This window comes from Pseudomonas sp. Irchel s3a12 (assembly GCF_900187485.1).
GTDB lineage: Bacteria > Pseudomonadota > Gammaproteobacteria > Pseudomonadales > Pseudomonadaceae > Aquipseudomonas > Aquipseudomonas neuropathica.
Genome location: NZ_FYDN01000018.1, coordinates 34507 through 59554, shown reverse-complemented (window position 1 = coordinate 59554; position 25048 = coordinate 34507). Strand labels below are relative to the sequence as shown.

The following is a 25048-nucleotide window of genomic DNA, read 5'->3' as shown; positions in this document are numbered from 1 at the left end:
CAGCAGCCAGAACGCCGCCACAAAGGGATTACTCATCAATCCACCGGCACAATATTATCCAGCGCTTGATTTACCGCCAATTCGCCCAGCATTACCACTTGCGCAATGCCCAGCGCAGTTTTGCGGTGGCCTGGGTCGAGGAGGGCGGCGAAGTTGCAGAGCATTTCGGTGGCTGAACTGAGAGATTCGCTGGCGTTAACGAGCAGGGACTCGCTGTCGTAATCGGAGTTGGCCAGAAACATGGGAGCGTGTTTCTGGTCGCTGCCCATGATGCGTTGTGTTGGCGTGAGGTAGTAATCGAGGGCCCGTTCGGCGGCGTCGTTGAGTGTTCGCGAGTCTGGAAATTTGTAGGGTGAGACTGGATCGGTTTCTGGGGGATTCGGCGTTGGTTTGAACATAGATGAAGCTCCATATGGGACTTAAGGAGCCATCACCTTCGCTACCAAACGAAAGGTGGTGGCCATACGAAGGTTGGTAGACCGGCCCATATGGAAAATCCGGCGCGCCCGAGGGCGCCCTGCGCATGGCCACCATAAGACAAATGCTGAAAAGCATCTGCGCACGGTGACGTTATGCGTCATATGAGAGCGGGCTACCAAACCCCATCACTGTTTTTCAGTGACCCAGGAACGATAAAACCCGCGCCGCAGACGCACAAGCCGGCGGATTCTGGCGTAGTCGTAGGCAATGGCGCAAGACGTTGTAGCCTGTAGCAGGTAACGCGACGTGTCTTTTAAACAACCATGAAAAACGCCTAAACACGGCTCATCAACACTCCGTTCAAAATCACATTCGTCGGTCCACTCTCCAGCTCAGGCAATGGCGGGGAACCCTCACGACAGGGCACGCACCAACACTAGGTTGCAACCCCAAAAGACGAGGAAGGATACCCATGTCAGTTCACCCGATTTTGTTCCTGGGCGGTTCCGGCGCCATTGGCCACCGTTCTGCCGAAGCGTTGCGTGCTGCTTATCCCGGCGTCCCGTTGCTGATCGGCGGCCGAGACCTGGCCAAGGCTGAGCAAGCCGCCGAGGAAATGGGCGGGGCGCAGGGCGTGATTATTGACCCTGCGGCCGATGACCTGGGGCTGGGTGATCGCCCGGTCAGTGCCGTGGCGGTTTTCTATATGGATCATTCCCTTGCCGGGTTGCGTTTCGCGCAGAGGCGCAAGGTCCCGCACCTGAGCATTTCTTCTGGCATTTTCGAGATGGCGCCGCAAATCGCGAGCTACATCCACCGCCCTGATGCGGCGCCCATCGTGCTGGGTTACGAGTGGATGGTAGGCGCGACGACCGTTGCGACGCTGCACCTCGCCGAGGCCTTTGCCCGGGTGCGCGATATTCGTATCGATGCGTTGGTCGACGAGCAGGATGGCGGCGGGCCGACCGTGGCTAAGGATTTCGAACACCTGAACAAGCTGCTGCCCGCCGCCCTGACTCGGCGCGAGGGCGATTACCTCTGGCGCGAAGGGGCGGACAAGAACGTCAGCTTCAGAGCGCTGGACGGCACGCCGATGCAAGCCAGCGGCTTCTCGTCCATCGATGTCACCGGGCTGGCGGCGGCCACCGATGCGCCAAATGTTCAGTTCAATCTCGCCAGCGGAGTGAGTTCATCGCGGCGCGCCGGTCGGCCGATGTCGACCGAGATTCTCATCGAACTGCTGGGTGAGGATCATCAAGGGCGACCGTTGCACACCCGGCATGCTCTCGTTCACCCGGCAGGCGCTGCAGCGTTGACGGGGCTGAGCGTCGCCATGCTGCTGGAGCGATTGCTTGGGCTGGATGGTCAGCCGCCGACTCCGGCAGGTCTTTACTTTCCTTATCAGTTGCTTGACGCCGGTGCATATCTGCAGCGTCTGAGCAAAGAGGGTGGTGAACTGCTGGAACTGCAAGTGCAGTAACCGTTCTGCGCAGCACCGCCGACCTGCCGCTCATTCAGGTCGGCGGTGATGCACATTCACTCAACGGTTGAAACGTAAAACCGTTTTGGTGCGCGTGAACGACTCACCGAATTATTCCGAGAGCAACTTTTTACAGTCCAATAGCACGTCACCCAGGAATGGATGGATTTGCGTCGACTCCATTAAAACCAGCAACTCGGTGGCTCGTGTCCTGATGGGCATCCATTCTGCGTGATCAAAGATCAGGCGATCATTACAGTGAAATGCGGCCTCAGTAAGGCTATTGCAACGCTCCCAAATGTCTTCCAGCCGGCTCTTCACGTCCTCCGATAGCCCACTGCCGCAGATTGAAAGTACCTTTTCTATCGGGAGAATCATCTCGGACCAGACTTCACAGGCGGGGCAATCCGGGATAGTTGCCTGCTGTATGTCCGAGGCTTGAGCCAGAAACCCAAGCGCCTCGATGACCTCGCACACGGCAAGAACCTGCTTGTACTCATTCTGGCCGTACCAAGCCCATAACGTGGAGGAGAACCCCATATCAAACTCCAGAAAAATCCAGCCCCCGAGATCTCACATTTTCCATCGCTTCGAGAAGCTGGCCGTCGAAGTACTCGGAGCCATCTCTTTCCCGCACTTCGATGCGGTGTTTTGCCTCGATTAACAGGTGTTCGGGTGCGATATTCTGATTCAAAAAAGTAGCGACCATCAGATCGCTCAAATGCACTAGCGGTGTATCCCATGACTCCTTGCAGCGTTGCATCAGCCCGGTATGGGCATCCCCGCGCCATGGCCCTAAAAGATTCGAGACTGCCAATTCGGAGATCATTAACGTGCCTTACATGAATAGTCGAATTGCCGGACCGCTGGTGGCCAGCGCGAGACGCTACGTGGGCGTGCCGCTCGCGCATTCGGCCACAAAAAAGCATCAGGATGATAGCAAATAGATGGCGCTCCTCTTACGCTAGGTCTTCCGTTAGTCAGCCAGTAATCAGGTGCAGTCACCGTGCGTCAGGTCCTCGGCTTATACACCCCGGGCCATTGGCTTTGCTCGCTCGGGGGGATGAAAATCGCCTCTTAATCAAATCCTTAATGTTGCCTACAAGAACCTGATATGAAAAAGCTAAGTAACGATTTCAGCGGAGCACTCCGAACGTTCGCATATTTCATGGCCAGTGGAAGCCACTACATGCTTAAGGACGTGAAGTACCTCGATATGTATGGCTCAGAGCCCAGTGCGATTGAACAGGTCTTTGCGATATTTGCGAATGTCATAGAGATGGACGACGAAGGCAATGTCCTCAATTTCACTTACGCGCAAAAAAGGGCGACTGACTACCTACGGTCATACTGCGATCGGTCTTTCGAAGTCAAACCGCCTTTTGAGGACTGGGAAACCGAACTCTATGGGCCACCCAAAATCACGCGCTAATGTCTAGTTTACGTGCCAGCCCGAGACATCCGAGGGATGCCCGGGTTTGTATCCGCCAGGCGTCGGCGTGGCGCTTGAGAATCCTCACGGCGACTGCCAAATCCCACCAAGCGTATTACCGATCTGTTTGAGTATGATTAAGCCTCCGTCCAGTCCACCGTCGCCGTTTCGCGCCATTTCACCTCGGTGATGCCAAACCGTTCGGCCTGGGGTTTGGAGATGACTTTCAACGGTGGCTTGCCGGGTTTTGGAATCGGCGCAATGCCGGCGTCGCAACTCGCCCAGTGCCATGCGTCAGCGTTGCGCATGGTTTTTGCGCGGATGACGAATGACTTTGGCTGGCCGTGAAGTTTGTATTCGATGACGAAGATGTCGACGTTACTCATGCGCTCCTCCTTACGCTCATACGCAAATGAGTTTTGCCGACGAAAAAAATTCAAAGGATTTTCGGGGTTTGTGTCAGAGGTTTTTTTAGACGGTTGTTTTACTCCGAGCGTATTCAAATAGGGCATCGGTTTGTGACATGCCAGTGCGTCGGCGCAGGCTTTTTTGAGTACTGATTTGTACGTCCGCTTCAGATGGGGATGACTGACTGTGCCAGCGTATCCATCCCCTCAGTGAATGACCTTGTTTACAGCTCAATAACCTTCCATGAACAACACCGCTTCCAGTTGGCGGGCGCTATACGCCGAGCCCGAACGCACATTCAGCGCCTGCACAATGGCTGCGACAAGGCGGTTTGCGTCTAGCTGCGCCGGCCAGGACATGTAGGCATTGCGCCACCCGGCACGGGTCGCTCGTGGGCGACTACCGCCACGCCCACCAATCAGGCCCAGGTCAGGATATTGCGATTTGAAGTTATCGAGTTCGGCATCGTCGAGTACGGCCTCGGCAATAGCCACCAATGCAGTGGCTACGCGTGAGTCGTAGATCACAAAGTCATCTGGGTAAAACATGGCGTACAGCTTCGTCCATGCACTGTTCATTGCGGCTGGCTGTTGAGCGTTACGGTTAGCCGCCCGTTGCAGGTTGGCGACTACTGCATTGGCATCTTGTGTCGGCACGCGCACTCCGCCCCACTTGCAAATGGATGCGAACAACGCCAGCACTGCGTCGGCATTACCGGCAAGATCAGGAATGAGTTTCTGCGCCTGTTCAATAAAACCCTCCAACAAACGTTCGGTGGCTGTAAAACTCACTCCCGGCGAGGGCCAGAAGTAGCTGCTCAATCGCGCATCCAGGCCAACGACCGCCTCGGCTGGATAGAGCTTGCGGCGGCGGCGATCGTAAATTTGAAAGGGTTCCTGTTCAAGGTAACAGGCAAACCGCGCTTCCAAGGGTTTCAGACTCCGGCAGTTCGGAGATACAGGTATCTCGCAATCTGGCTCTACTTCCGTCGTCAGCTCATGCATCTCATCAAGGCTGAGCAACTCATATACGCCGTCGGCTACCCGCCGGTAACGTGCTGTTTGACCGTTACGCGTCCAGAAACCGGTGTGTTCGCACAGATTTGCCAATTGTGTACTGATCGTGCTGGCCGCGAAGAAATCCAGACCCACGCGGTAGCGTTGGCTGGTGGCAGTGGGGCTTAGGTAAACCCTGCGTTCAGTGGTTTTTAGGTCTGCGGCGCGGAAATGTAGCGGGAGTGCGCCGGCGTGGATTTCAAGGGCGATTGCGTCGTGCAGAGCCATTAGCCATTCCAAATGCTGAGAGATGAGTTTTTCGAAACGGCAGTAGGCTACTAGACCTCGCGTGTGCACTCCACACGACAACCATGCATTTGTGTATTCGCACCTTCGCCCTTACTGCGATCAATAATCTCAGATCGCCGGAATCCAGCGAAATGCTTCACCATTGACGGCAAGGCGGCCAACCGACGGGAAGGGCAGGTGCGTGGCGACAAACAGTTCGCCACTGGCCGCTGTTTCCTGCAGCAAGCGCACGCGTACGCGCACCGCTTCATCGGGGTCATGCTCGAAGCCGATGTGCCAGTCCGGTTGGTCGAAGGCCACCGGAAACAAGGCGTCGCCAGCAAAGGTCAGACGTTCTTCGCCGGAGGAGCTGCGGCGGGCATAGGTTGCAGTGTGCGCTCGGTGACTCGACGGTTCCCTCTGTGAACGCGCAGTTCTCGAATGTCGATATCAGACACAACCATGACGCAATCAGGCTACTGAATCATCTGACAGGCCGGGTAAGGTGACGCGTCTTCACATCAAAATAATCCCATCCAGATCATGGGGTTGATAAGAACTGCGGCGGTTGAAGGGGGGCTTCTTTCGGGGGCTCGGCAGGCAACGGACAGTGCTCGATTGCCTTGGTCAACTCGCTTGAATGTCGTTCAGCAGAGAATAAAAAAACCAATGATCAGCCCGAACTCAACGGATTCGAGTAGCCAATTGGCGCAGGGCTTCAAGCCTCGTCACGTCACTATGTTGTCCATTGCCGGGATTATCGGCGCCGGATTGTTCGTAGGTTCAGGACATGCCATTGCGGCGGCGGGGCCGGCGGTTCTGCTGGCTTATCTGTTCTCCGGTTTGCTCGTCGTGCTGGTCATGCGCATGCTCGGTGAGATGGCGGTGGCTAACCCCGACACTGGCTCGTTCTCGACCTATGCCGACCAGGCCATCGGACGCTGGGCCGGTTTCACCATCGGTTGGCTCTACTGGTGGTTCTGGGTTTTGGTGATTCCCATCGAAGCGCTCGCCGCCGGGCATGTGCTGAACCAATGGTTTCCGCAGGTCGATGCCTGGCTGTTCGCGTTGGGCTCAATCATTGCGCTGGTGGTGACCAACCTGTTCAGCGTGTCCAAGTACGGTGAATTCGAGTTCTGGTTCGCCATGGCCAAGGTCGTGGCGATCATCGGTTTTATCGGCGTCGGTTTTGCCGTGTTGATGGGCTGGGTGCCGGATCGTGAAGTCAGCGGCTTGAGTGGGTTGATGGCCGAGCACGGTGGGTTTGCGCCCAATGGCTTGTCGGCGGTGGTCGGCGCTTTCATCACCATCATGTTCAGCTTCATCGGTACCGAAGCGGTGACCATCGCCGCCGCCGAATCCAACGACCCGTCGCGAAACATTGCCAAGGCCACGCGTTCGGTAATCTGGCGCATTGGCGTGTTTTACCTGCTGTCGATCTTCGTGGTGATCTCCGTGGTGCCCTGGAATGATCCGTTGCTGGCCTCGGTCGGCTCTTATCAGCGCGCTCTGGAAATCATGAACATTCCCCACGCCAAGTTCATGGTCGACGTCGTCGTGCTGATTGCCGTGGCCAGTTGCATGAACTCCTCGATCTACATTGCTTCGCGGATGCTGTACTCGCTGGGCCGGCGTGGCGATGCGCCGAAAGCGCTGAAGGCGACCTCTTCCGAAGGTGTGCCGCGCGCAGCGGTTATCGCCAGCACCGTGCTCGGTGCGTCGATCACTGTGTGGAGCTACTTCATGCCTGCCGGGCTGTTTGAATTCCTGCTGGCCAGCTCCGGAGCGATTGCCCTGTTGGTGTACCTCGCCATCGCGGTGTCGCAGTTGCGCATGCGGCGGATATTGCAACAGCGCAACGTCGAGCTGACCTTCCGCATGTGGCTGTTTCCCTGGTTGACGTGGCTGGTGATCGTGTTCATCTGCGCCGCGCTGGCGGTGATGATGATCACCCCGCAACACCGCACTGAAGTCACGACAACCATTGGCCTGGCGCTGGGGATTTCCTTTATTGGCCTGTTGACGTCGCGTCATCCTGCGCCGACGGCGAGGGTCACATCGGTGGGGTAGGCGTTTGCGCCGAACCTGATTACTCCCTCCACGTATGTCGGAGGGAATGGCAGACGCCTGCGTCGCGACCGATTTTTATGAGGCCATGATGTCATCGACCCCCTCCGTAGCCGACGGTGCAACCCAATCCGTCGGGTTTCTGCTGTTGGACAAATTTACCCTGATGTCATTGGCGTCCGCCGTCGAGCCCTTGCGCATGGCCAATCAACTGACGGGGCGAACGTTGTATCGCTGGCATACCTTCAGCCCCAATGGCGCGGCGGTCTGGGCCAGCGATGGCGTGCCGATCACCCCGGATGGGTCGTGGAGCAATCCCTCCGTGGCGGACACGGTTATCGTCTGCGGTGGCGTCGGCATCCAGAGCGCAATTACCCGCGAGCACACGACGTGGCTGCAAGCTTTGGCGCGACAGTCCAAGCGCTTGGGCGGGGTCTGCACCGGTAGCTGGGCGCTCGCCAAAGCCGGGTTGCTCGACGGCTATGAGTGCAGCGTGCACTGGGAATTTCTGGCGGCGATGCAGGAAGCTTTTCCGCGTGTGAGCGTCAGCACCAGTCTGTTTACCCTCGACCGCAACCGCTTCACCAGCTCCGGCGGCACCGCGCCGCTGGACATGATGCTGCACCTGATTGCGCGCGATCATGGTCGTGAACTGGCCACCGCCATCTCCGAGATGTTCGTCTACGAGCGCATCCGCAATGAGCAGGATCACCAACGCGTACCGCTCAAGCATGTGGTCGGCACGCACCAGCCCAAGCTGCAAGAAGTGGTGGCGTTGATGGAGGCCAATCTCGAGGAACCGATCGATCTGGATAATCTGGCCGAATACGTCGACCTGTCACGGCGACAGCTGGAGCGGTTGTTTCAGAAATACCTGCAATGCACACCGTCGCGCTACTACTTGCGGTTGCGGCTGATTCGCGCACGACAACTGCTCAAGCAGACGTCCTTGTCGATCGTTGAGCTGGCGTACGTGTGTGGGTTCGTCTCAACGCCGCATTTCTCCAAATGCTACCGCGAGCACTTTGGCGTGCCGCCGAGTGATGAGCGCTCCGGCTCTGAGATGAGTCGCAAACCGGTAGCGCAGCCGTCAACAATCAAGCCGCTGACGACGCTCGACCAAGCGCGCAACGAATCGACGTTTGCCAGTGTTCGAATGATGGAACGTGGCGATCTGGCGTCCACGGGATGATCGGTCGGTCCTGCTTCGACAGTTGATCACTGGAGATTTCGCATCCGTATAGTTCTTGCTCCATCAGACGATTGCCAATAAACCCTCCCATTAAGGTCAATGAAGCCGGTGAGTCACCGGCACCAGGAGGGACCATGGACGCCATCGCAATTCCCGAAGGTTTCACCGCGTTTACCCGCAGCAGCCCGTTGCTTGATTTGCTGGGCCCGATCTACGCGAGGGGCAGCGGGCTGCAACTGGAACTGGGTTTATTGACCGACTCACGCCATGCGAATGGCCGTGGCACCTTGCATGGCGGGGTATTGGCGACGTTGGCCGATGTCGGGATGGGTTACGCCATGGCGTTTTCCAGCGACCCTCCACAGCCATTGATCACGGCGAGCATGACCCTGGATTATCTCGGCGCGGTGCAGATGAACGAGTGGCTGGAAGTGCGTTTGGAGTACTCGAAAAAAGGCCGGCAGTTGGCGTTTGCTGCTGTCAGTTTGCATGTTGGGGAGCGCACGGTGGCGCGGGCCAGTGCGGTGTTTGCGGTGCCAATGGGTTGAAAATGTGTGTCCATCAAAAGGTAGGTCATCGATGGAGTGCGTTTTGACGAATAGCGGGTAAATGTTTCCACGTCTTGGATAATTGCTTCTGGGCGATATCCGCACACGAATGACTGCTGTCGGCCAGAAGCTACCGTTCGAGAAACGCAGCTTCTGACCCATTACAGACATCAATTCATTGGCCACTGGTATAGATGAGCACAGCTATTAGCGCTGCGAATGGAGATAGCAGAATCAGTCCACCGACGACAACTGCCCAGCCCCAGGCAAAACCACTCTCACCCTTGAAACGGCCGCCACTCAGTAAGCCCAACACAAACACGCCAATTCGATGAGCTATCAAATCGATAATGAAGTCCATTGACCGTTTCTCCTTGCCGTTTTCCATGAAACGTCAGAACGTCCACTCCCGACCAATACTGACCACTCGATTCCGCTAGGTTCATCTGGAAGTAGACGGTGATACGAGTTGCTGAGTGCCAAAAAGATCAGCTCACTCGTAGGAAAAGTCCTACATTTCCGTCGGAAAAGCCTGAATTTTTGCCGCTAAATTTCCTGTTCAAATTTCTCCCCAGTGACTTTCGAGCGCCGGCTTGTTTAAGCCTGTCCTGAAAAAAATCAATGAATGAGAGATTTATGAACAGCATCTACCGAACTATATGGAATCGCACGTGCACCTATTTTACGGTGCCGTCGGAGTCGGCGTCTGGCGAACTAAAATCGCGAAACAGCGTTGCGCGCTTATCTTCAAGAGCCCCGGCTTTTCCCTTGAGCACGTTGTCTGCCAGCTTGTTGTTGGCCTTTTCCAGCATGGGGCACGTCACTGGTGTGCTCGTCGACGGTACGATCTATAACGGTACCGGGAAAATGGTGACATCAGGTGACAACAACCCTGCATTGCGGGTTATGAATGTCGGTGATGCGACTTGGAGCAACGGTATTCTCAGCACTTCAGGCACTGGCTTGGGCGCTGTGCTGGTAGAAACCAACTCCACGCTGAACTTGATCGGCATGACCGTGAATTCCCTCATGGCCAATACGCCTGGGTTGGTGGCGTCTGGTGGCTCTAAGGTAAACCTTCAAAACACCGAGGTCGCTACGCTGGGCAACAGCGTCGCGTTGGATATCAAAGAAGCAAGCCAGCTAAGTGGTAACAATGTGCAGATCAATAGCACAGGTTCGGGCCTGCTCGTGACGAATGCGACGGCTGATGTCAGCAATCTCGATATCGTTACCCTCGGAGCCAACGGGTATGGAATTGCAACAACGGGGACCAGCAACGTCAACGTTCGCGGAGGCTCCATTGAAACCACCAATAGCAGGGGCTATGGAATATACGCCACCGCAGGCGGGACGGTGGTGGCGGACGATATTGCGATCAGTACTTCAGGGGGCAACAGTCGTGGAGCGCTGGCCTCAGGAGAGGGGGCTTACATAAGTCTGGACGGCGGCAGCATAACCACCACCGGATCAGGGTACGCCTATGGTGCTCAGGCATCCCAAGGGGCGACCGTTGATGTCAAGAACATGGACATCAACTCTAACGCCGAAGCCGTATTTGCTGATGTTGGAGGGACGGTGAATGTTGAGTCGTCAAACCTGCACTCAACGGCCACTGCCATCTCGGCCAAACAGGGAGGTGTGGTCAATGCGAACAATGTGAAGATCACCAGCGACGGATCAGGGCCTATGCTCCGGGCATCTGCAGGCTCAACCCTCAACTTGACTAACAGTGAAGTGGATTTAGGGGAACACGGCCTCTGGAGCAGCAAAATCGATGGCGGGAAAGCAACGTTCGATAATGTCCGCATCCACGGTGAGCACGGCGGCATCGGTCTCTACTCTGCATCTGGGGGTACTGTCATCGGTAAGAATGTCGATATCGCTCTCAATGGTAATGGCAGCTACGGTGTCTATGTAGGCACGGACGTCAGTTCATCGTTGAGCCTCGAAGACTCACGTGTTGTGGTCAATGGCACGACCGCTGTCGGGATCGCCGCTCTGACATCGGGCCAGCATAGCGTTCATCTCAAAAACAGCCTGGTCAGCTCCAATGACTATGCCATCAAAGGAGGGGTTCTCGCCGGTGTTGATGTGACCGCTGACGGTTCAACAATTGAAGGCAACATCTTGATGGGCTCCCGTAGCGTGGAGACTAGCGGCAAGAAAATCGAACGTATGACACTGGCCGCCACCAATGGGTCGCGACTGAAAGGCGACGTGTCGATCGATCATGATCACACGCTAGACAGCAGCATCAACCTTGAAAATGGTTCGACCTGGCAAGGTGCAGCGCAATGGCTGGATAAACTGGGTGTAAACAGTGGAAGCGCCTGGACAATGACTGGCGACTCTTCGTTGGGTGCTCTTTCGTTGAACGACGGCCGTGTCAATTTCGACCACGCCAACGGCTTGTTCAAAACGCTGACGGTGGGCAATTTGAGCGGCAATGGCAGCTTCTTGCTCAACACTGACCTGGCAACGCTGCAAGGCGACTTGCTCAAGGTTGAAGGACAAGTTGACGGGGAGCACACGCTGATCGTTGCCGATTCCGGCCACCAGGCCCAAGGTGGTGCACTGATGCTGGTGGATACCAACGGCGGCGCGGGCAAGTTCGATTTGTACGGCGGCAAAGTCGACGTGGGTGCCTTCCGTTATGGCCTCGAACAGCGTGGCGATGACTGGTACCTGGCTGGTACTGCACAGGATGCGGGCGGTGGTGAGGAGCCAGTGGGTGATACCGCTGGCGGTGCCGGAGACATCGTTGCGCCCATTGATCCCATTATCAGCAATCCTCAACCAGAGAACCTGAGTAAGGGCGCGAACGCTGCCATCGCTCAACAGGCGGCGGCCACGGGACTCATCGGTGCGCAGATGAACGCCTTGACCAAACGACTGGGCGAGTTGCGTATGGGTAATGATGAGGGCGGTCTGTGGACACGTGGCTTCGGTAAGGAGCAGCGCATCGATACAGGTTCCAGCCGTGCCTTTGAGCAGCAGGTCAACGGTTTCGAGATCGGCGCCGACAAGGCCATTCCTTTCTACAACGGCAAGCTGTACCTCGGCGGTATGGCCGGACAAGGTGAGGCTCGTCAGAACTTCGGCGAAGGCAGCAAAGGCCACATCGACAGCGCCATGCTCGGCACCTATGCAACCTACATCGACCAAAACGGCGTGTACGTTGACAGCGTGCTGAAATACACCCACTTGGACAACAAGGTCGATATCACCAGCAATATGGGCCAGAAGGTCGACGGTAAATACAAGAATCACGCAGTAGCGGCGAGTGTAGAAGTTGGCAAGCAAATCGATCTTGGACAAGGCTGGTTCGTTGAGCCACAACTGGAACTGCAAGCGTTCCGTGTGGGCAGTGGCGATTACACCGCAAGCAATGGCTTGAAAGTCGAACAGGATGCCGTTACTTCTGTTCAGAGCCGAGTTGGCAGCCTGTTCGGTCGTAACATGAAGCTGGATAACGGTATGACTGTGCAGCCATACGCCAAAGCATCGTGGATTACCGAGCATGCCGGTGACAGCCACGTGAGCGTCAACGATGTAAGTCTGGACAGCAAATTGCCAGGTTCGCGGGCGGAAATCGGTGGCGGGGCAATCCTGCAAACCGCCGAGAAGCACAAGTTCTTCATCGACGCGGAGTACACCACAGGCGATGGTATCGAACAGCCTTATTCGGTGAACCTCGGCTACCGCTACGCTTGGTAAAAGCCTCTCCTGAAGGCAGTTTCAGATAAAGCGAACAGGACCCGGATCTTTGAATTCGGGTCTTGTTCGTTTGTATTTTTGTTGATGACAATCGGCAGGTTCATTTCGTTATTTCAAACAAGAAACGATTCCTTCCCAGGAAAGTAAGCGCACCTGAGGCAATTGGGGCAAATGACTAATATGCAATTGACGTTTTTGTTGGCCATTGGACGTTTAGACCACTTTCCGATAATGGCCGATAGCAGTCGCTCACAAGCGACTGCTCCCCACTCAGCCCCACACCCTCAAGCCTGATCCATCGCCGTCGCCACGCCCTGATCCTCACCCAGAAACCCACCACTCTGATGCTGCCAGAGCCGCGCATAAATACCGTTTCTGCTCAGCAACTCAGTGTGCGTCCCTTGCTCGATAATCCGCCCCTCATCCATGACAATCAGTCGATCCATCGCCGCAATCGTCGACAGCCGATGGGCAATCGCGATCACGGTTTTGCCCTGCATCATTTCATCGAGGCTTTCCTGGATGGCGACTTCGACTTCCGAGTCCAGCGCGCTGGTGGCTTCGTCGAGCAGCAGGATCGGCGCGTTCTTCAGCATCACTCGGGCGATGGCGATGCGTTGGCGCTGGCCGCCGGAGAGTTTGATGCCGCGCTCGCCGACCAGCGTGTCGTAGCCGCTGTGGCCCTGCTTGTCGCTCAGTTGGCTGATGAAGCCGTCGGCCTGCGCGTTCGCGGCGGCGCGGCGGATATCTTCGTCGGTGGCGTCCGGGCGGCCGTAGGCGATGTTGTCGCGAATCGACCGGTGCAGCAGCGACGTGTCTTGGGTGACCATGCCGATGGCGCTGCGCAGACTGTCTTGCGTCACGTGCGCGATGTTTTGGCCGTCGATGCGGATTTCACCGCTGTCGACATCATAAAAGCGCAGCAGCAGATTGATCAGCGTCGATTTGCCCGCACCGGAGCGGCCGACCAGGCCGATTTTCTCGCCAGCGCGGATGCTCAGGCTCAAGTTGTCGAGGACCTGACGTTCGCCGTTGTAGTTGAAGTTCACCTTGTCGAACGTCACCGCGCCGCCCGCCGGCACCAGCACGCCGGCGTTCGGTGCGTCCTGCACTTTGGGGCCACGGGTGAGGGTGGCCATACCGTCCTGCACGGTGCCGATGTTTTCGAACAGCGACGTCATCTGCCACATGATCCAGTGCGACATGCCGTTGATGCGCAGCGCCATGGCGGTAATCGCCGCCACCGCGCCGGTGCCGACCTGACCCAGATGCCACAGCCACAGGGCATAGCCGCCGGCACCGATAATCAGCCCGACCACCAGCGTCTGATTGACGATCTCGAACTGGCTGACCAGACGCATCTGGCGGAACCCGGTGAGTTTGAAATCCTCCATCGCCGCGCGTGCGAAGTGCGCTTCACGCTTGGAGTGCGAGAACAGTTTTACCGTGGTGATGTTGGTGTAGGCGTCGGCAATGCGCCCGGTCATCGACGATCGCGCATCAGCCTGCTCCTGACCGACCTGGCCCAGACGCGGCACAAAGTACACCATGGCCAACCCGAACAACGCGACCCAGATAATGAACGGCAGCATCAGTTTCAGGGCAAAGCCGCCGGCCAGGGCGATGATCGCAATGAAGTAAACGCCGATGCCCGGTGCGATTTCGATGAGGGTGAACAACACTTCGCGCACGGCCAGTGCGGTCTGCATGACCTTGGTCGTGACCCGTCCGGAGAACTCATCGGAAAAGAACGAAAGGCTTTGCCGCAGCATCAGCCGATGGAAGTCCCAGCGCAGCCGCAACGGCAAATTGATTGCCAGGATCTGGTGCTGAACCATGGTGCGCAGCGCCACCAGCCCGATGCTGATGAACAACACGATGCCGATGCCCCACAGCACACGACTTTCCTGCGCGTTGACTCCACCGCCGGCCTGCCACGTCGAGAGCAGATCGACGACCTGGCCGAGAAAGGAAAACAGCCAGGCTTCGTAGATCGACACGCCGGCACTGAGCAGCGCCAGCGCGAGGATATAACCGCGTGCACCGCGCGTGCAGGCCCACAGGAACCGCATCAGGCCGACGGGCGGAGGCGGTGCTTCGTCGGGAGGAAATGGGTCGAGCCGTTGTTCAAACACGCGCAGCATTGTGGTCTCCGAAATCATCAGGGTCAGGGGATTCTGCCATTGAATCGCGGTGTTGCGGGTTTGCATGTCACCGACTTGTCCCCATCGAGTGTCGTTGCCCGGGATCACTGCGGCGGAGAACCCCACGGATTCCGGGGGCATGCCGATCAGCTAAGCTGTTTGCTCAGACGACTTGAGCAGCGCGCGATGCAGCGAACAAATCCGGTTTCATGTTGGGAGTCGATGGACAAAGTAAATGTTTAATTTCTTTTTGACGTTTTTGTTCGTGTTGATCCCCACGGCGTCGCTTTCGCTCGACAGTTACCTGCGTTACCGAGTCGCCAGAAACAAACCGGTGAGCAACGTCTGGAAGGGCTGTAATCATTTGCTTTCCATTCTGCTGCTCATGCAGTTGCTTGGCTTGGCGCTGTACTTCTTCTATATCGCCTGAGCGTGGTGATCGTCAGCCTTCCACGGAGAGGAAAAACGTACGTGATCCCGAATTATCGAATTCGCATTTACTGTTGCATCGGTGCGCTGTTTTGTCTGATTGTGACGTTGGCCTGCGCTGAACAGTTGCACAACGCCGGCACCCTTGGGCAGTTCGACGTCACGACGGGGCGGGGCGTTTCCAAAGTCCGCGAGCACTTGGTCTTCGATCAACAGCCGTGGCGCTTCGGTTTTTATCTGCTGATGACCATTGCCGTTTTCATTGCCTCGACTGGCGCGGGGCTGTGGTTGTGCTGGGGTGTTTTGCGCGGGCGGCGGGCGTTCAAGCGCTGGAGTGGGAAGTTCCGTTAATTGTTGGCTCGTTTTGATAGAGGTGGTCGATATGGTGAGTTTGGGGGCCGCACTGTTGGTGATAGGCGTGGGGCTGATTTTGTATGCATCCGATATGTTCGGGTATTCCAGGTCCGTAAACGCCGAACGAGCGCAATTGAAGTCTGCACAGTTGCTAACCAAGGAGCAGAGGGATAATCGCCGTTATTATCAGTGGGCAGGCGCAGGGAAAGTTGTCGGTGGGCTTGCGATAGCGGCAGGACTTTTAATCCTGGCTGTCTTTGCTTGAGCAGCAAAAAATATCGCGCGAAGTTCCCCTTTCAACGAGGCGCGGAAGCTTCTCGCATTTGTTGCGAACCAACTGCCTCTACCCGCGCCGAAATCCACTTGCGACTGTACGCCAGCGCACCTTGAGCGATGGCCGTGGGAAAGTGGATAAAGCCATGCGGCGAGTCGGGCAACATATACATTTCGACCGGCGCCGATTGCGCCCAGCGCCTGGCGATGTCGAGGGTGTCGTCGCGCAGTGGATCGAGTTCGCCGGCAAACAGCAGCGCGGGCGGGAAACCGGCGAAGTCGCCGTACAGCGGAGAGAGCGGTGGCTGACGGCGCTGCTCGTCAGTCAGCTCAGGCGTAAGCAGGCGCAACGCCTCGACCATGCCGGGGCCGTCCAGCACCAGCGTGTCGGCAGGCGCGCTGCGCACACTTGGCGTGCCGGTCAGGTCGTAGACGCCGTAGTACAGCAGTGCGCCGCTAATTCTTTGCAGCAGATCGGGCCATTGTTTCAGCGCCAACAGGGTCGCCGCCGCCAGATGACCGCCCGCCGATTCACCGACCACCACGACGGGCAGCCCGGCAAACTCCTCCTCGTGCAATAACCAGCGAGTGGCGTTGAGGCAATCTTCCAGCAGTCCTTCGATGGGCGTGGACACCGCCAGTCGATAATCCACCGAGACCACGGTGACCTGGCAGCTGTCGACGATGGCCGCGTTGAAGTTGTCGTCCATTTGCGCGTTGCCGATTACCCAGCCGCCACCGTGAAAATCCAGTACCACGCCTTTCGCCGGGCCCTTGGGGCGGATGATCCGCACGGGCACTTTATCGATCAGTCGGCGCTCAGCTGTCAGGCCAAATTTGCGCAACACGCCGGAGCCGCCGATCTGGCTGACGCGCAACAGCGCTTGAATCAAGCGTGGCGTCAGGCGGTTGCGGATCTTGAACCGCGGCAGCCAGGCCAGCTTCCTGTTGAAGGCGCGCACCTGCGCCAACTCGCGCTCGCCCTGCGGCCATGGCGTTGCACTGCCCCGATTGGCACTGCTCATCAGCGGTTCTTGATCAGGATGGAAAAATTCAACGCCGCCGCCACACACAGCCACGCCAGATAAGGAAACAGGATCAAGCCAGTGATCAGGTCCAGTTGTATCGCCAGCACCACCATCGCCGCGACCACCAGCCACAACACGGTGAGAATCACCATCGCTGCCAACACCTGATGCGCACCGAAGAACACCGGCGTCCACAGCGTGTTCAGCGCAATCTGCGCCGCCCACAACGCAAGCACGGTCTGGCTGCCGGGGATCAGGCTCAAGCGGTAACCGGCCCAGGCCAGCAGCAGATAGATAATCGTCCAGGCCACCGGGAACGCCCAATTGGGCGGAGTGAAACCGGGTTTGTTCAGCCCTTCGTACCACGGCCCTGGTTTGAACATCACGCCGGTGGCTGCCGCCGCAGCGCAGGCCAGAAGAAAAATGAAAAAGGTCATCGCCAGTCCTTGGCTGAAATCAGCCGGTAAGGGGTTTAAGAAAGGGACGCCTCGGCAAGGAAAAAGTTTGCCATGAAATCCAGATTGGCCAGAGAGGCGATTCAATTTGAACTAAAAACTGACCATCGCGTCAGGATAATCAGTGCCTCTTCCTACTGACGTGGATGACATCATGTACACCTATCACATCAAATATCTATTCAACGGCGAGCCTCGGACTTTTCTGCTTGAACTCAAGGAGCAGCAGTTGGCCGAGCATGAGGCTGCGATGCATCTGCTGGAATTGCATCTGGGCGATGCGGAAAACGGCTTGATCATGCCTACAGCGGATTCAACGCCCGAGCAGATTCTTGAACACGCCGAGCGAGTAGGGATTACGGAGATTGAGGTTTTCAGCCAGACCAATTGAAGCAGGCTGACGGCAAACCCATCGCGCGACCGAAGATGGGTTTGCCCGCGTGTTTATGCGCGCTTAAACCGGCATCGCTGCTTCCTGCGCATCGTGCTCCACTTGCGCGCACTCTCGATAGAACCGTAAAAACTCCTCCGCCGGCATCGCCTTGGCAAAAAGCCAACCCTGCCCAAACTGCACACCCTGACGGCGCAAGTAATCGCGCTGCGCTTCGGTCTCGATACCTTCAGCAACGATCTGCAAACGTAAACTCTTGGCCATTTCGATGATGTGGCCGGTCACGGTGCCGGTCGCGGCATCCTGATCGATATTGTCGACGAACGACTTGTCGATCTTCAGCACATCCAGCGGCAGTTGCTGCAAATGCTGCAGGCTGGAAAACCCGGTGCCGAAATCGTCGATGGCCGCTAGATAACCCAGCTCGCGGGCATGGTTGACCGTGGCCCGAGCGGCGTCGATCTCTACAAAACCGCGCTCTGTTGCCTCCAGCCAAATCTGATGCTGCTGCACGTTGGCCCGGTCCAGCGCGGCCTCCAGTTTCGGCAGGAAGCGGCCGCTGCTGACGTCTTTCGCCGCCAGGTTGATTGCCACGTGCAGACTGCGTTCCTTGACCAGCAGCGGACCGAGGTCGTCCATCACGTGGTCAATCACTTGATCGGTGATCGGCAGAATCAAACCGCTGTGCTCGGCCAGTGGGATAAACGCATCGGGGCAGACCCGAGTACCGTCCGGGTGCTGCCAACGCACCAGTGCCTCAGCGCCAACGCAGGCGCCGTCGTCCAAGCGAATAATCGGTTGATAGTGAACGACGAACTCGCGATTACGCACCGCCAGTTGCAATTCGGCCAGCGGCGACAGGCGTTGGCGAGTGCGGCGCACGATCAGCAACACCAGCAGGCCGGCGAGTAAACCGCCGATGGGCAGCATCAGCATTTCCCGGCGAACCAAGCCCTGCATCAACTCATGGCGTGACAGCGCGGCGATGGCGACCCAGTCGCCGCTGTGCACGAGGGTGTAGAGGTAGCCGTCGTCGAGCCCCGAGTGCGGACCCGAATGCACCCGAGCGAGAAAGTGTTCCGCGCCGGGGCGCGAGGCGCTGACCAGTTGCCCGGCAGCGGTGCCGACGGCCAGATGCAGATCCTCATCGAGCGTTACATGCAGGAACTGCTGGGGATCGACCAGCACATTGAACGCGGCGTATTGCAGCGCCATCATCGGCTTGGCCGCGACGATGCGCGACTGCACACCGAGGGATACGCGCACGCCGTCGGAGGTGATGAAGTCTTCCTGCCACGGCGCCGCATGCTGGCCGACCGTACCCCACGAACCGCAGGCGTAAATCTCTTCTTCGACGTAACCGATCGACTTCACTGACAGGGTGTTGATGGTCAGCAGTCGCATCTCGTCGATGCTCTCGGGCGTGCAGGGGGCGAGGTTCGAGCCGGCGACGCTCTTCAGCGCACCGGCCGCTTCGCTGAAGGTGCCATTGGCGCGGCTGGAGGCCACCGCCGCGAGGGTTTCCAGACGTTGCTGCGCAGCCACCAGATTCAACATCCAGGCGACATAACCCATCAAAAGTACCGGAAGCAAGACACACGGAAGGCCCAGGAGAATGCTCCCCCAGACAATGCGTTTTTTGTTCATTTAGCGCCACCTTGGCCACAAGGCCTGTGACGTGCGCACAGCACGGCTGTTTTCAGCCCGTTCAGAATACCGCCGCCGGGATCGGCGGATATTGTTGTAGATCAACTATTCCAATGCCGGCCTTCAATCCCTGTGGCTTGCTCCCACAGGTTTGTGGCAAACCACAGATCTCCAGTAGCCCAAAGAACCCTGTAGGAGTGAGCCTGCTCGCGATCGCGGTCTATCTGCCACATCATTGCTAAATGACCCACCGCTATCGCGAGCAGGCTCACTCCTACAAAATTTGTGTCAAATTCAGGATATCCAGCAATCCCGAGCTCCTAGAGTGTCGCCGCTCAAACTCCACCATCCGACCCGATGGACAATTCACGCACCCCACGGCCCATTCGCGCAGGCATTTTCGTGCTACGCGAATTTGTCATATTTCGTGTCAGTTCAGTGCAGATAGTAGGCAGCCCTACGCTAACCGAAATGAGGCTGCACCGTGTTTCAACGTCTTTTGTGTTCGCTGTCCGTACTGAGCCTGTCCATCGCCGCCGCCCATGCTGCCGAGCCCGTGCTGCTCGACACGCCGCGCCTTCAGGGCATGGACAATTTCCGCGATGTCGCCGGCACCACCACCGCGTATTCCACCGCCCACGACGGCACCATGCGCGCTGGCGTGTTCTACCGCGCCAACGCGGTAACTCCGACGGCCTCCGACCTGGCGACCCTCAACAGCCTCGGCATCAAAGCCGTCTACGACCTGCGCACCCCCAGCGAAATCGCCGCCACCCCGGACACGATGCTGAGCGGAGCGACCTACCAGAACATCGACATCATCGGCAGCACCACCTCCGGTGCGAACATCACCAACATCTCCTTCAAAAGCGCCGCCGACGCCATCGCGATGATGGAGCAAACCAACCGCGCCTTCGTCAGCGACGCCGGCATGCGTGGCCAGTTCGGCGTACTGTTCAATGAACTGGCCAGCGTCGATGCCGCGCAACTGTTCCACTGCACCGCCGGCAAGGACCGCACCGGCTGGACCGCCGCTGTGTTGCAGAGCATCGCCGGTGTCGACGATGCGACCATCATGGCCAACTACCTCGCGACCAACGACTACACCGCCGCCCGCGTCGCCGCCACGCTCAAAGCGCTGCCGCCGAGCATGGCCGCGATCTACGAGCCGCTGCTCGGCGTGCAGGCCAGCTACCTGCAGGCCGGCCTCGACGAAGTCACCGCGCAATACGGCAGCATGGACAACTACCTCAAACAAGGTCTCGATCTGTCGCAGGAAACCATTTACGTCCTGCGCGGCAAACTGGTCGAATACAACAGCCTGCCGGGTCAGGCCGGGCTGATCGGCAACGCCGCCGCTGGCGCCGAACTGCTTCGCCAATTGCAGAACACCAACCTGTCCGGCACCTACAGCGCCTACAACTACTACCTGCAATCGGCCATTGATGCCGGCACCCTCGGCGGTGTCGAATCCCAGGTCGGCGGCCAGGTTCACGCCGACGCCGCCAGCTACCTGCTGCGCCAAAACGCAGTGATCGAACAAGCCGCCGCACCGTTCGCCAGCGGCACTGATCTCAAGGTCGGCCAATACCGCCTCTGGACCACCGCGCTCGCCGGCTACCTCGGCACCGACGGCTCGGCCCACGCCGAGAGCAGCAACGAACACAGCCAAGGCCTGATGGTCGGCATCACCCAGCGCTTCAGCGAACAACTCAGTGCACGCGGCGGCTTCGGCTACAGCAAAGGCACGGTCGGTGGCGCGGGTGGTGAAGCCGACACCGACTTCACCTTCCTCAACATCGGCGCCCGCTACGGTTTCACCAGCCTTGAACAAGGCCTGTTCCTCGACGCCAACGCCAGCGCCGGCTACATCGACTACGACAGCAAACGCGACCTCGGCGGCGGCCTCGGCACCGCGAAGGGCGATACCCACGGTAACCTCAGCGGCGCCACAGTCGCGCTCGGTTACCGCGCCCCGGTCAACGGCATGACCTTCGAACCGAGTCTCGGTTTGCGCATCAGCCACCTCGACCTCAACGGCTTCAAAGAGAAGGGCAGCGAACTGTCACTCGACGTCGACGACAACACCTCCACCCGCCGCAGCGCTGTCGCCAACCTCAACGTCGCCTTCGCCCCGGTGGCGATGGGCGCATGGCAACTGGTGCCGAGCGTGCAAGTGGGTTACGAACGCACACTGGGCGACAACCAAGTCGACAGCCAAAGCCACCTGCTGGGCCTCGACATCGAACAACGCGCCGCGTTTGATAATCGCGACCAGTTCAGCGGCGGCGTCAACCTCATGGCCAGCCTCGGCGCCCTCAGCCTCGGCGCAGAAGTCGGCGCCAATGGCGGTGGCGACAGCCACGGCTTCAACGGCGGCCTCAAGGCCAGCTACGCCTTCTAAAAGACACACGGGATCAAGGATGACCCCAATAAAAAACACCCCAAAACCCAATGTGGGAGCGAGCCTGCTCGCGAAAGCGCCAGACCAGTCAACATCAACATCAACTGACCCAGCGCCTTCGCGAGCAAGCTCGCTCCCACAAATTTGATTCCATCCAATAGCAGCCAATCAAAAGCCCCTCACCCTAACCCTCTCCCGAAGGGAGAGGGGACTGACCGCGTGGATTGGAAGAGCTACACCGACGTGGCATACCGAGTCGAGCTCAAATTTTGAAAAGCCCACCAATCGGCTCCCTCTCGCTCGGGAGAGGGATGGGCGGGCGGCGTTCCGATGAGGGGCGGCCCCACCACAAAACCTGCAAGTGTCCCTTGCGCTTGTATATGAAGTTGTGGGAGAGGGGACTGACCGAGGCGTCTTGCGTCATGCATCGACCTGAAAGATCGAGGCGATTATGGATTCAAAGCAAGACTCTCAGGTCGGTGTAGATCTTCAATATCCCCGGCTCGGTTCCCTCTCCTTGGGGAGAGGGCTAGGGTGAGGGGAAAGCAGTTAACGCAAAATCAACTGGCCAACTCGGTCAAACGCCTCCGCGCCCACTCCTCGATCAACCGCGCCGGCGTGCCATCCCCACGCTTAGCGACCCATCGGCGTGGTGCGACGTTTAGCTAAATCTTCTCACCACAAGTTACCTAGCAAACCTGTTACCCAATCACCCCCGAGTCCGAAACTCCGCCGGACTCACCCCAAAAGCCCTCTGAAAATACTGACAAAACCGCCCCACATTACTAAACCCGAACCGCAACGCCACCTCCGTCACCGACCCCGAACCCCGCCGCTTCAAAGCATCATAAGCCCGCTCCAGCCGCACCTGCCGCTGATACGCCACAATCGACATCCCGACAAACCGCCGAAATCCCTCCTGCAACGCGCGCTGACTGACATGGCTCAACCGCGCCAGATCCACACCACTGACCAACTGCTCCGGATGCGCCTGAATAAACTCCACCGCCAACTTCACATGCCGAGGCGCAACCATCGCCGTCGGCCGGTGCAATGCCTCGGAAAAATTATGCGGCCACGCCTCCAGCACCGCATCAATCAACATCTCGCGCAACCGTGACGGCATCAACGTCCCGCTGTTGAGCAACAGATCAAACTCCGCCCCCGTCGCCAGATCAATCAACGCCCGAATCCCCTGAAACGCTGCAGTGTTCAGGTCCACGCTGGGTGCAAAAACGATCTTCTGCAGAATCGGTTTATCCAACAGCATCGACAACCGCTCGGTGAGTTGATGACGATTGATCGACATGCCGTGATGCGCATGATCATCAACAAAGCGCATCGAACGAATGTCGGCCTTATCAACCGCCAGGCCCACATGCGTCACACCGATGGACTCGGTCGCGTGGTTGAAGACAATCTTGCCCGCCGTAGGGATCACAAACGTGATCTCATCCTGCGGATCGGGAAACGAAACGCTGAAATCGCCGTGGTAATGCATGCGCCGGAAACTGACACCATCGTGCCGCCCGTAAACGCCGCCGATAATGATGTTCGACGGCAGCGGCGGGGAGTCGGAATATCGGTTGCCGAAGAATCGGGAAAACAGCGCGCCGAAGTCATCGGAACGGAGATTGTCGGAGCGCAGGATGATTGGCTGGCGAACGGGAGTCGGAAACACCTTGGCGGCACCTTCGGTTGGGGGCTCTAGGACTGGGGTGTAGGGCAGGGTGCCGAGCAGATTAGCAGAGGCAATATGACGCGTTTGTGACAGTCGGAAACATGTCGTTACAGCGCCGCCCCACGTTTACGCAACGGACACTCGGCAGGCCATGGCCGACATGGCAACCTGCTCGCATCCGTACTCAGCAAAAAAACCAAGGCATCGCGCCGAGCGCCCAGCCTTGTTTACCGAGACCTGAAAGCATTCAAGTAAATTGGAGCGGCAATGCAAGCCAACACACAAACACTCCCCATCACCCTGACCCCGGAACTCGACTTCGACCAAACCGCCGCCAGCGCTTTCGGCGAATCGCTGACCAGCGAATACACCCAAGCCACGCCATTCCCGCACATCGTCATCGACAACTTCCTGCAAGCAGACGTCATCGCCAGCATCCGCGAACACTTCCCGGTCGAACCGACCAACAACGAACAAATCTACGAGCGCGGCTACAAAGGCCAACTCAAACGCCAGATCAGCCCCAACGCCTGCAGCCCGTACCTGAAAAACGTCTTCAACACCTTCAACTCCGCACCCATGCTGGAATTCCTCGAAAAACTCACCGGCATTCAAGGGCTCATTCCCGATCCTTATTTCGCCGGCGGCGGCCTGCACGAAACCAAAACCGGCGGCTTCCTCGGCGTGCACTCGGATTTTCGGCTGAACAAGAAACTCAATGTTGAGCGACGGCTGAACGTGATTATTTACCTGACCGAGGACTGGCAGGAGGCGTACGGCGGGAACCTGGAGCTTTGGGATGTGGGGATGAAGAAGTGCCTGAAGAAGGTGCTGCCGATTTATAACCGGTGTGTGATTTTCAATACGGATAAGGACAGCAATCACGGGCATCCGGAGCCGTTGACTACGCCGGAAGGCATCACTCGGCGGTCGATTGCGCTTTATTACTATACGGCGAGTGGGGTGGGCGGGGAGCCGGGGCAGAGGAATAAAACGCACTATAAGCCGCGGCCGAAGGATCGGTGGAGTTTGAAGTACTACTTGAATAAATTGTTCAAAAAGACGGGGTGAGGAGGCTGCGCAATCAGGGAAGCCGCCGTTTTTTGGACTGAGTGGTGAGCAGCTAGTGCTGGTTCAGTTTTCGGCCATTTCTGAATGGTTTTTACGGACGGAATGGAATATCCCTGAATTGAGGCGCCGCGTTCAGCCGAATTCGGTGGGTCGTAACAGGCAGCAATCGGCCAAAAGCGGACGTTTTGAGTAAAGAAATTAAATCCGTCCCTTTTATCAACCTTTGATTATCGCGTGCTGCTCGGCACTAATCTTTCAATGCAAGGATGACCATGTCTGTAGATCTTGATGAGTTGCTGGAACGTGTCACAGATGAGCAATCGTTCATTGAGTTCGTCGCGGCGCTGGGTGCTGACTTCTCCCGGGAGCGGGCGTTGGAGAAGCCTACGCCATCGTCTCCATATGAGGCGGGTGCGTCGGGCTGGGAAAATGGATCGGTCGATACGTTTCTTGATGCGGCGGCTGCCTGGGCGGTGGCTACTTCGAAGAATAGTCCGGTGGATGCTGCCGCTTCTGATGTCTGGCAGAGATGCGCGGAGATTTTGTTGGCTGGGAAGTTTTATGAGTGAGCAGGTGTTACATCGAGTACGTTTACTCTCAAGCGACTATTTCAAATCCTCC

General features: G+C 57.8%; 23 protein-coding genes and 1 pseudogene. 12 read left to right on the top strand and 12 right to left on the bottom strand.

Going from position 1 to position 25048, the window contains the following annotated elements:
- Nucleotides 1-35 precede the first annotated feature (35 nt).
- Nucleotides 36-398 (bottom strand): DUF6124 family protein, encoded by a 363-nt coding sequence (locus CKW14_RS26035; protein WP_095126419.1) that lies wholly within the window; start codon nucleotides 396-398, stop codon nucleotides 36-38.
- 494 nt (nucleotides 399-892) lie between these two features.
- On the opposite strand from CKW14_RS26035, the gene CKW14_RS26030 reads away from it, so the two are divergent.
- Entirely contained in the window at nucleotides 893-1900 is a 1008-nt protein-coding gene (locus CKW14_RS26030) for a saccharopine dehydrogenase (protein WP_095126418.1), read from the top strand.
- 111 nt (nucleotides 1901-2011) lie between these two features.
- Here the strand turns inward: CKW14_RS26030 and CKW14_RS26025 are convergent, their stop codons facing one another.
- Together CKW14_RS26025 and CKW14_RS26020 are read right to left on the bottom strand one after the other, a co-directional pair.
- A complete protein-coding gene (locus tag CKW14_RS26025; RefSeq protein ID WP_095126417.1) occupies nucleotides 2012-2440 on the bottom strand; it encodes a hypothetical protein in 429 nt (142 codons plus the stop codon).
- Nucleotide 2441: 1 nt separating this feature from the next.
- A complete protein-coding gene (locus tag CKW14_RS26020) occupies nucleotides 2442-2729 on the bottom strand; it encodes a hypothetical protein (protein WP_095049912.1) in 288 nt (95 codons plus the stop codon).
- Between the two features lie 285 nt (nucleotides 2730-3014).
- Here CKW14_RS26020 and CKW14_RS26015 point away from each other — a divergent pair, with 285 nt between their 5' ends.
- Entirely contained in the window at nucleotides 3015-3332 is a 318-nt protein-coding gene (locus CKW14_RS26015; RefSeq protein ID WP_095049913.1) for a hypothetical protein, read from the top strand.
- 137 nt (nucleotides 3333-3469) lie between these two features.
- Here CKW14_RS26015 and CKW14_RS26010 read toward each other — a convergent pair whose 3' ends face one another.
- The 3 genes and pseudogenes from CKW14_RS26010 to CKW14_RS26000 form a co-directional block, all read right to left on the bottom strand.
- The gene (locus tag CKW14_RS26010) at nucleotides 3470-3718 is read right to left on the bottom strand and encodes a DUF6555 family protein (protein WP_077572547.1); all 249 of its coding nucleotides are present in this window, start codon (nucleotides 3716-3718) and stop codon (nucleotides 3470-3472) included.
- Nucleotides 3719-3970: 252 nt separating this feature from the next.
- Nucleotides 3971-5023: a hypothetical protein gene (locus CKW14_RS26005; protein WP_141231829.1), complete on the bottom strand. Its 1053-nt coding sequence runs from the start codon at nucleotides 5021-5023 to the stop codon at nucleotides 3971-3973.
- A gap of 129 nt (nucleotides 5024-5152) precedes the next feature.
- A pseudogene (locus CKW14_RS26000) lies at nucleotides 5153-5389 on the bottom strand (MBL fold metallo-hydrolase); the annotation flags it as partial.
- 303 nt (nucleotides 5390-5692) lie between these two features.
- Between CKW14_RS26000 and gabP the strand changes: the two are divergent.
- From gabP to CKW14_RS25985, 3 genes are all read left to right on the top strand, one after another.
- Nucleotides 5693-7093 (top strand): GABA permease, encoded by a 1401-nt coding sequence (gabP, locus tag CKW14_RS25995; RefSeq protein ID WP_095126415.1) that lies wholly within the window; start codon nucleotides 5693-5695, stop codon nucleotides 7091-7093.
- An 88-nt stretch (nucleotides 7094-7181) separates the two neighbouring features.
- Nucleotides 7182-8282, top strand: a complete 1101-nt coding sequence (locus CKW14_RS25990; protein ID WP_095049986.1) for a GlxA family transcriptional regulator — start codon at nucleotides 7182-7184, stop codon at nucleotides 8280-8282.
- Between the two features lie 134 nt (nucleotides 8283-8416).
- Complete coding sequence (locus tag CKW14_RS25985) at nucleotides 8417-8830, top strand: PaaI family thioesterase (protein ID WP_095049916.1); 414 nt, start codon at nucleotides 8417-8419, stop codon at nucleotides 8828-8830.
- Between the two features lie 175 nt (nucleotides 8831-9005).
- Here CKW14_RS25985 and CKW14_RS25980 read toward each other — a convergent pair whose 3' ends face one another.
- Nucleotides 9006-9191, bottom strand: a complete 186-nt coding sequence (locus CKW14_RS25980; RefSeq protein WP_095049917.1) for a hypothetical protein — start codon at nucleotides 9189-9191, stop codon at nucleotides 9006-9008.
- A 275-nt stretch (nucleotides 9192-9466) separates the two neighbouring features.
- Here CKW14_RS25980 and CKW14_RS25975 point away from each other — a divergent pair, with 275 nt between their 5' ends.
- Nucleotides 9467-12550 (top strand): autotransporter outer membrane beta-barrel domain-containing protein, encoded by a 3084-nt coding sequence (locus tag CKW14_RS25975; RefSeq protein ID WP_176471342.1) that lies wholly within the window; start codon nucleotides 9467-9469, stop codon nucleotides 12548-12550.
- A gap of 284 nt (nucleotides 12551-12834) precedes the next feature.
- Here the strand turns inward: CKW14_RS25975 and CKW14_RS25970 are convergent, their stop codons facing one another.
- Entirely contained in the window at nucleotides 12835-14694 is a 1860-nt protein-coding gene (locus CKW14_RS25970; protein WP_095126457.1) for an ABC transporter ATP-binding protein, read from the bottom strand.
- Between the two features lie 235 nt (nucleotides 14695-14929).
- On the opposite strand from CKW14_RS25970, the gene CKW14_RS25965 reads away from it, so the two are divergent.
- Together CKW14_RS25965 and CKW14_RS25960 are read left to right on the top strand one after the other, a co-directional pair.
- Nucleotides 14930-15124: a hypothetical protein gene (locus CKW14_RS25965; RefSeq protein ID WP_093433302.1), complete on the top strand. Its 195-nt coding sequence runs from the start codon at nucleotides 14930-14932 to the stop codon at nucleotides 15122-15124.
- A gap of 41 nt (nucleotides 15125-15165) precedes the next feature.
- Nucleotides 15166-15474, top strand: a complete 309-nt coding sequence (locus CKW14_RS25960; protein WP_095126413.1) for a hypothetical protein — start codon at nucleotides 15166-15168, stop codon at nucleotides 15472-15474.
- A 299-nt stretch (nucleotides 15475-15773) separates the two neighbouring features.
- Here the strand turns inward: CKW14_RS25960 and CKW14_RS25950 are convergent, their stop codons facing one another.
- Nucleotides 15774-16775: an alpha/beta hydrolase gene (locus CKW14_RS25950; protein ID WP_095126411.1), complete on the bottom strand. Its 1002-nt coding sequence runs from the start codon at nucleotides 16773-16775 to the stop codon at nucleotides 15774-15776.
- Nucleotides 16775-17215, bottom strand: coding sequence for a TspO/MBR family protein (locus tag CKW14_RS25945; RefSeq protein ID WP_095049923.1), 441 nt, complete (start codon nucleotides 17213-17215; stop codon nucleotides 16775-16777). Before CKW14_RS25945 ends, CKW14_RS25950 begins: the two co-directional genes overlap by 1 nt.
- A 142-nt stretch (nucleotides 17216-17357) precedes the next feature.
- On the opposite strand from CKW14_RS25945, the gene CKW14_RS25940 reads away from it, so the two are divergent.
- A complete protein-coding gene (locus CKW14_RS25940) occupies nucleotides 17358-17624 on the top strand; it encodes a hypothetical protein (protein ID WP_095126410.1) in 267 nt (88 codons plus the stop codon).
- Between the two features lie 63 nt (nucleotides 17625-17687).
- Here CKW14_RS25940 and CKW14_RS25935 read toward each other — a convergent pair whose 3' ends face one another.
- A complete protein-coding gene (locus tag CKW14_RS25935; RefSeq protein WP_095126409.1) occupies nucleotides 17688-19271 on the bottom strand; it encodes an EAL domain-containing protein in 1584 nt (527 codons plus the stop codon).
- A gap of 484 nt (nucleotides 19272-19755) precedes the next feature.
- Between CKW14_RS25935 and CKW14_RS25930 the strand changes: the two genes are divergently transcribed.
- Nucleotides 19756-21675: a tyrosine-protein phosphatase gene (locus CKW14_RS25930; protein WP_095126408.1), complete on the top strand. Its 1920-nt coding sequence runs from the start codon at nucleotides 19756-19758 to the stop codon at nucleotides 21673-21675.
- A gap of 709 nt (nucleotides 21676-22384) precedes the next feature.
- Here the strand turns inward: CKW14_RS25930 and CKW14_RS25925 are convergent.
- On the bottom strand, nucleotides 22385-23356 hold the full coding sequence (locus CKW14_RS25925) for an AraC family transcriptional regulator (protein WP_095126407.1): 972 nt from the start codon (nucleotides 23354-23356) through the stop codon (nucleotides 22385-22387).
- Between the two features lie 267 nt (nucleotides 23357-23623).
- Here CKW14_RS25925 and CKW14_RS25920 point away from each other — a divergent pair, with 267 nt between their 5' ends.
- Entirely contained in the window at nucleotides 23624-24427 is an 804-nt protein-coding gene (locus tag CKW14_RS25920; RefSeq protein WP_095126406.1) for a 2OG-Fe(II) oxygenase, read from the top strand.
- A 272-nt stretch (nucleotides 24428-24699) separates the two neighbouring features.
- A complete protein-coding gene (locus CKW14_RS25915; RefSeq protein ID WP_176471341.1) occupies nucleotides 24700-24996 on the top strand; it encodes a hypothetical protein in 297 nt (98 codons plus the stop codon).
- The last annotated feature ends 52 nt before the right edge of the window (nucleotides 24997-25048 follow it).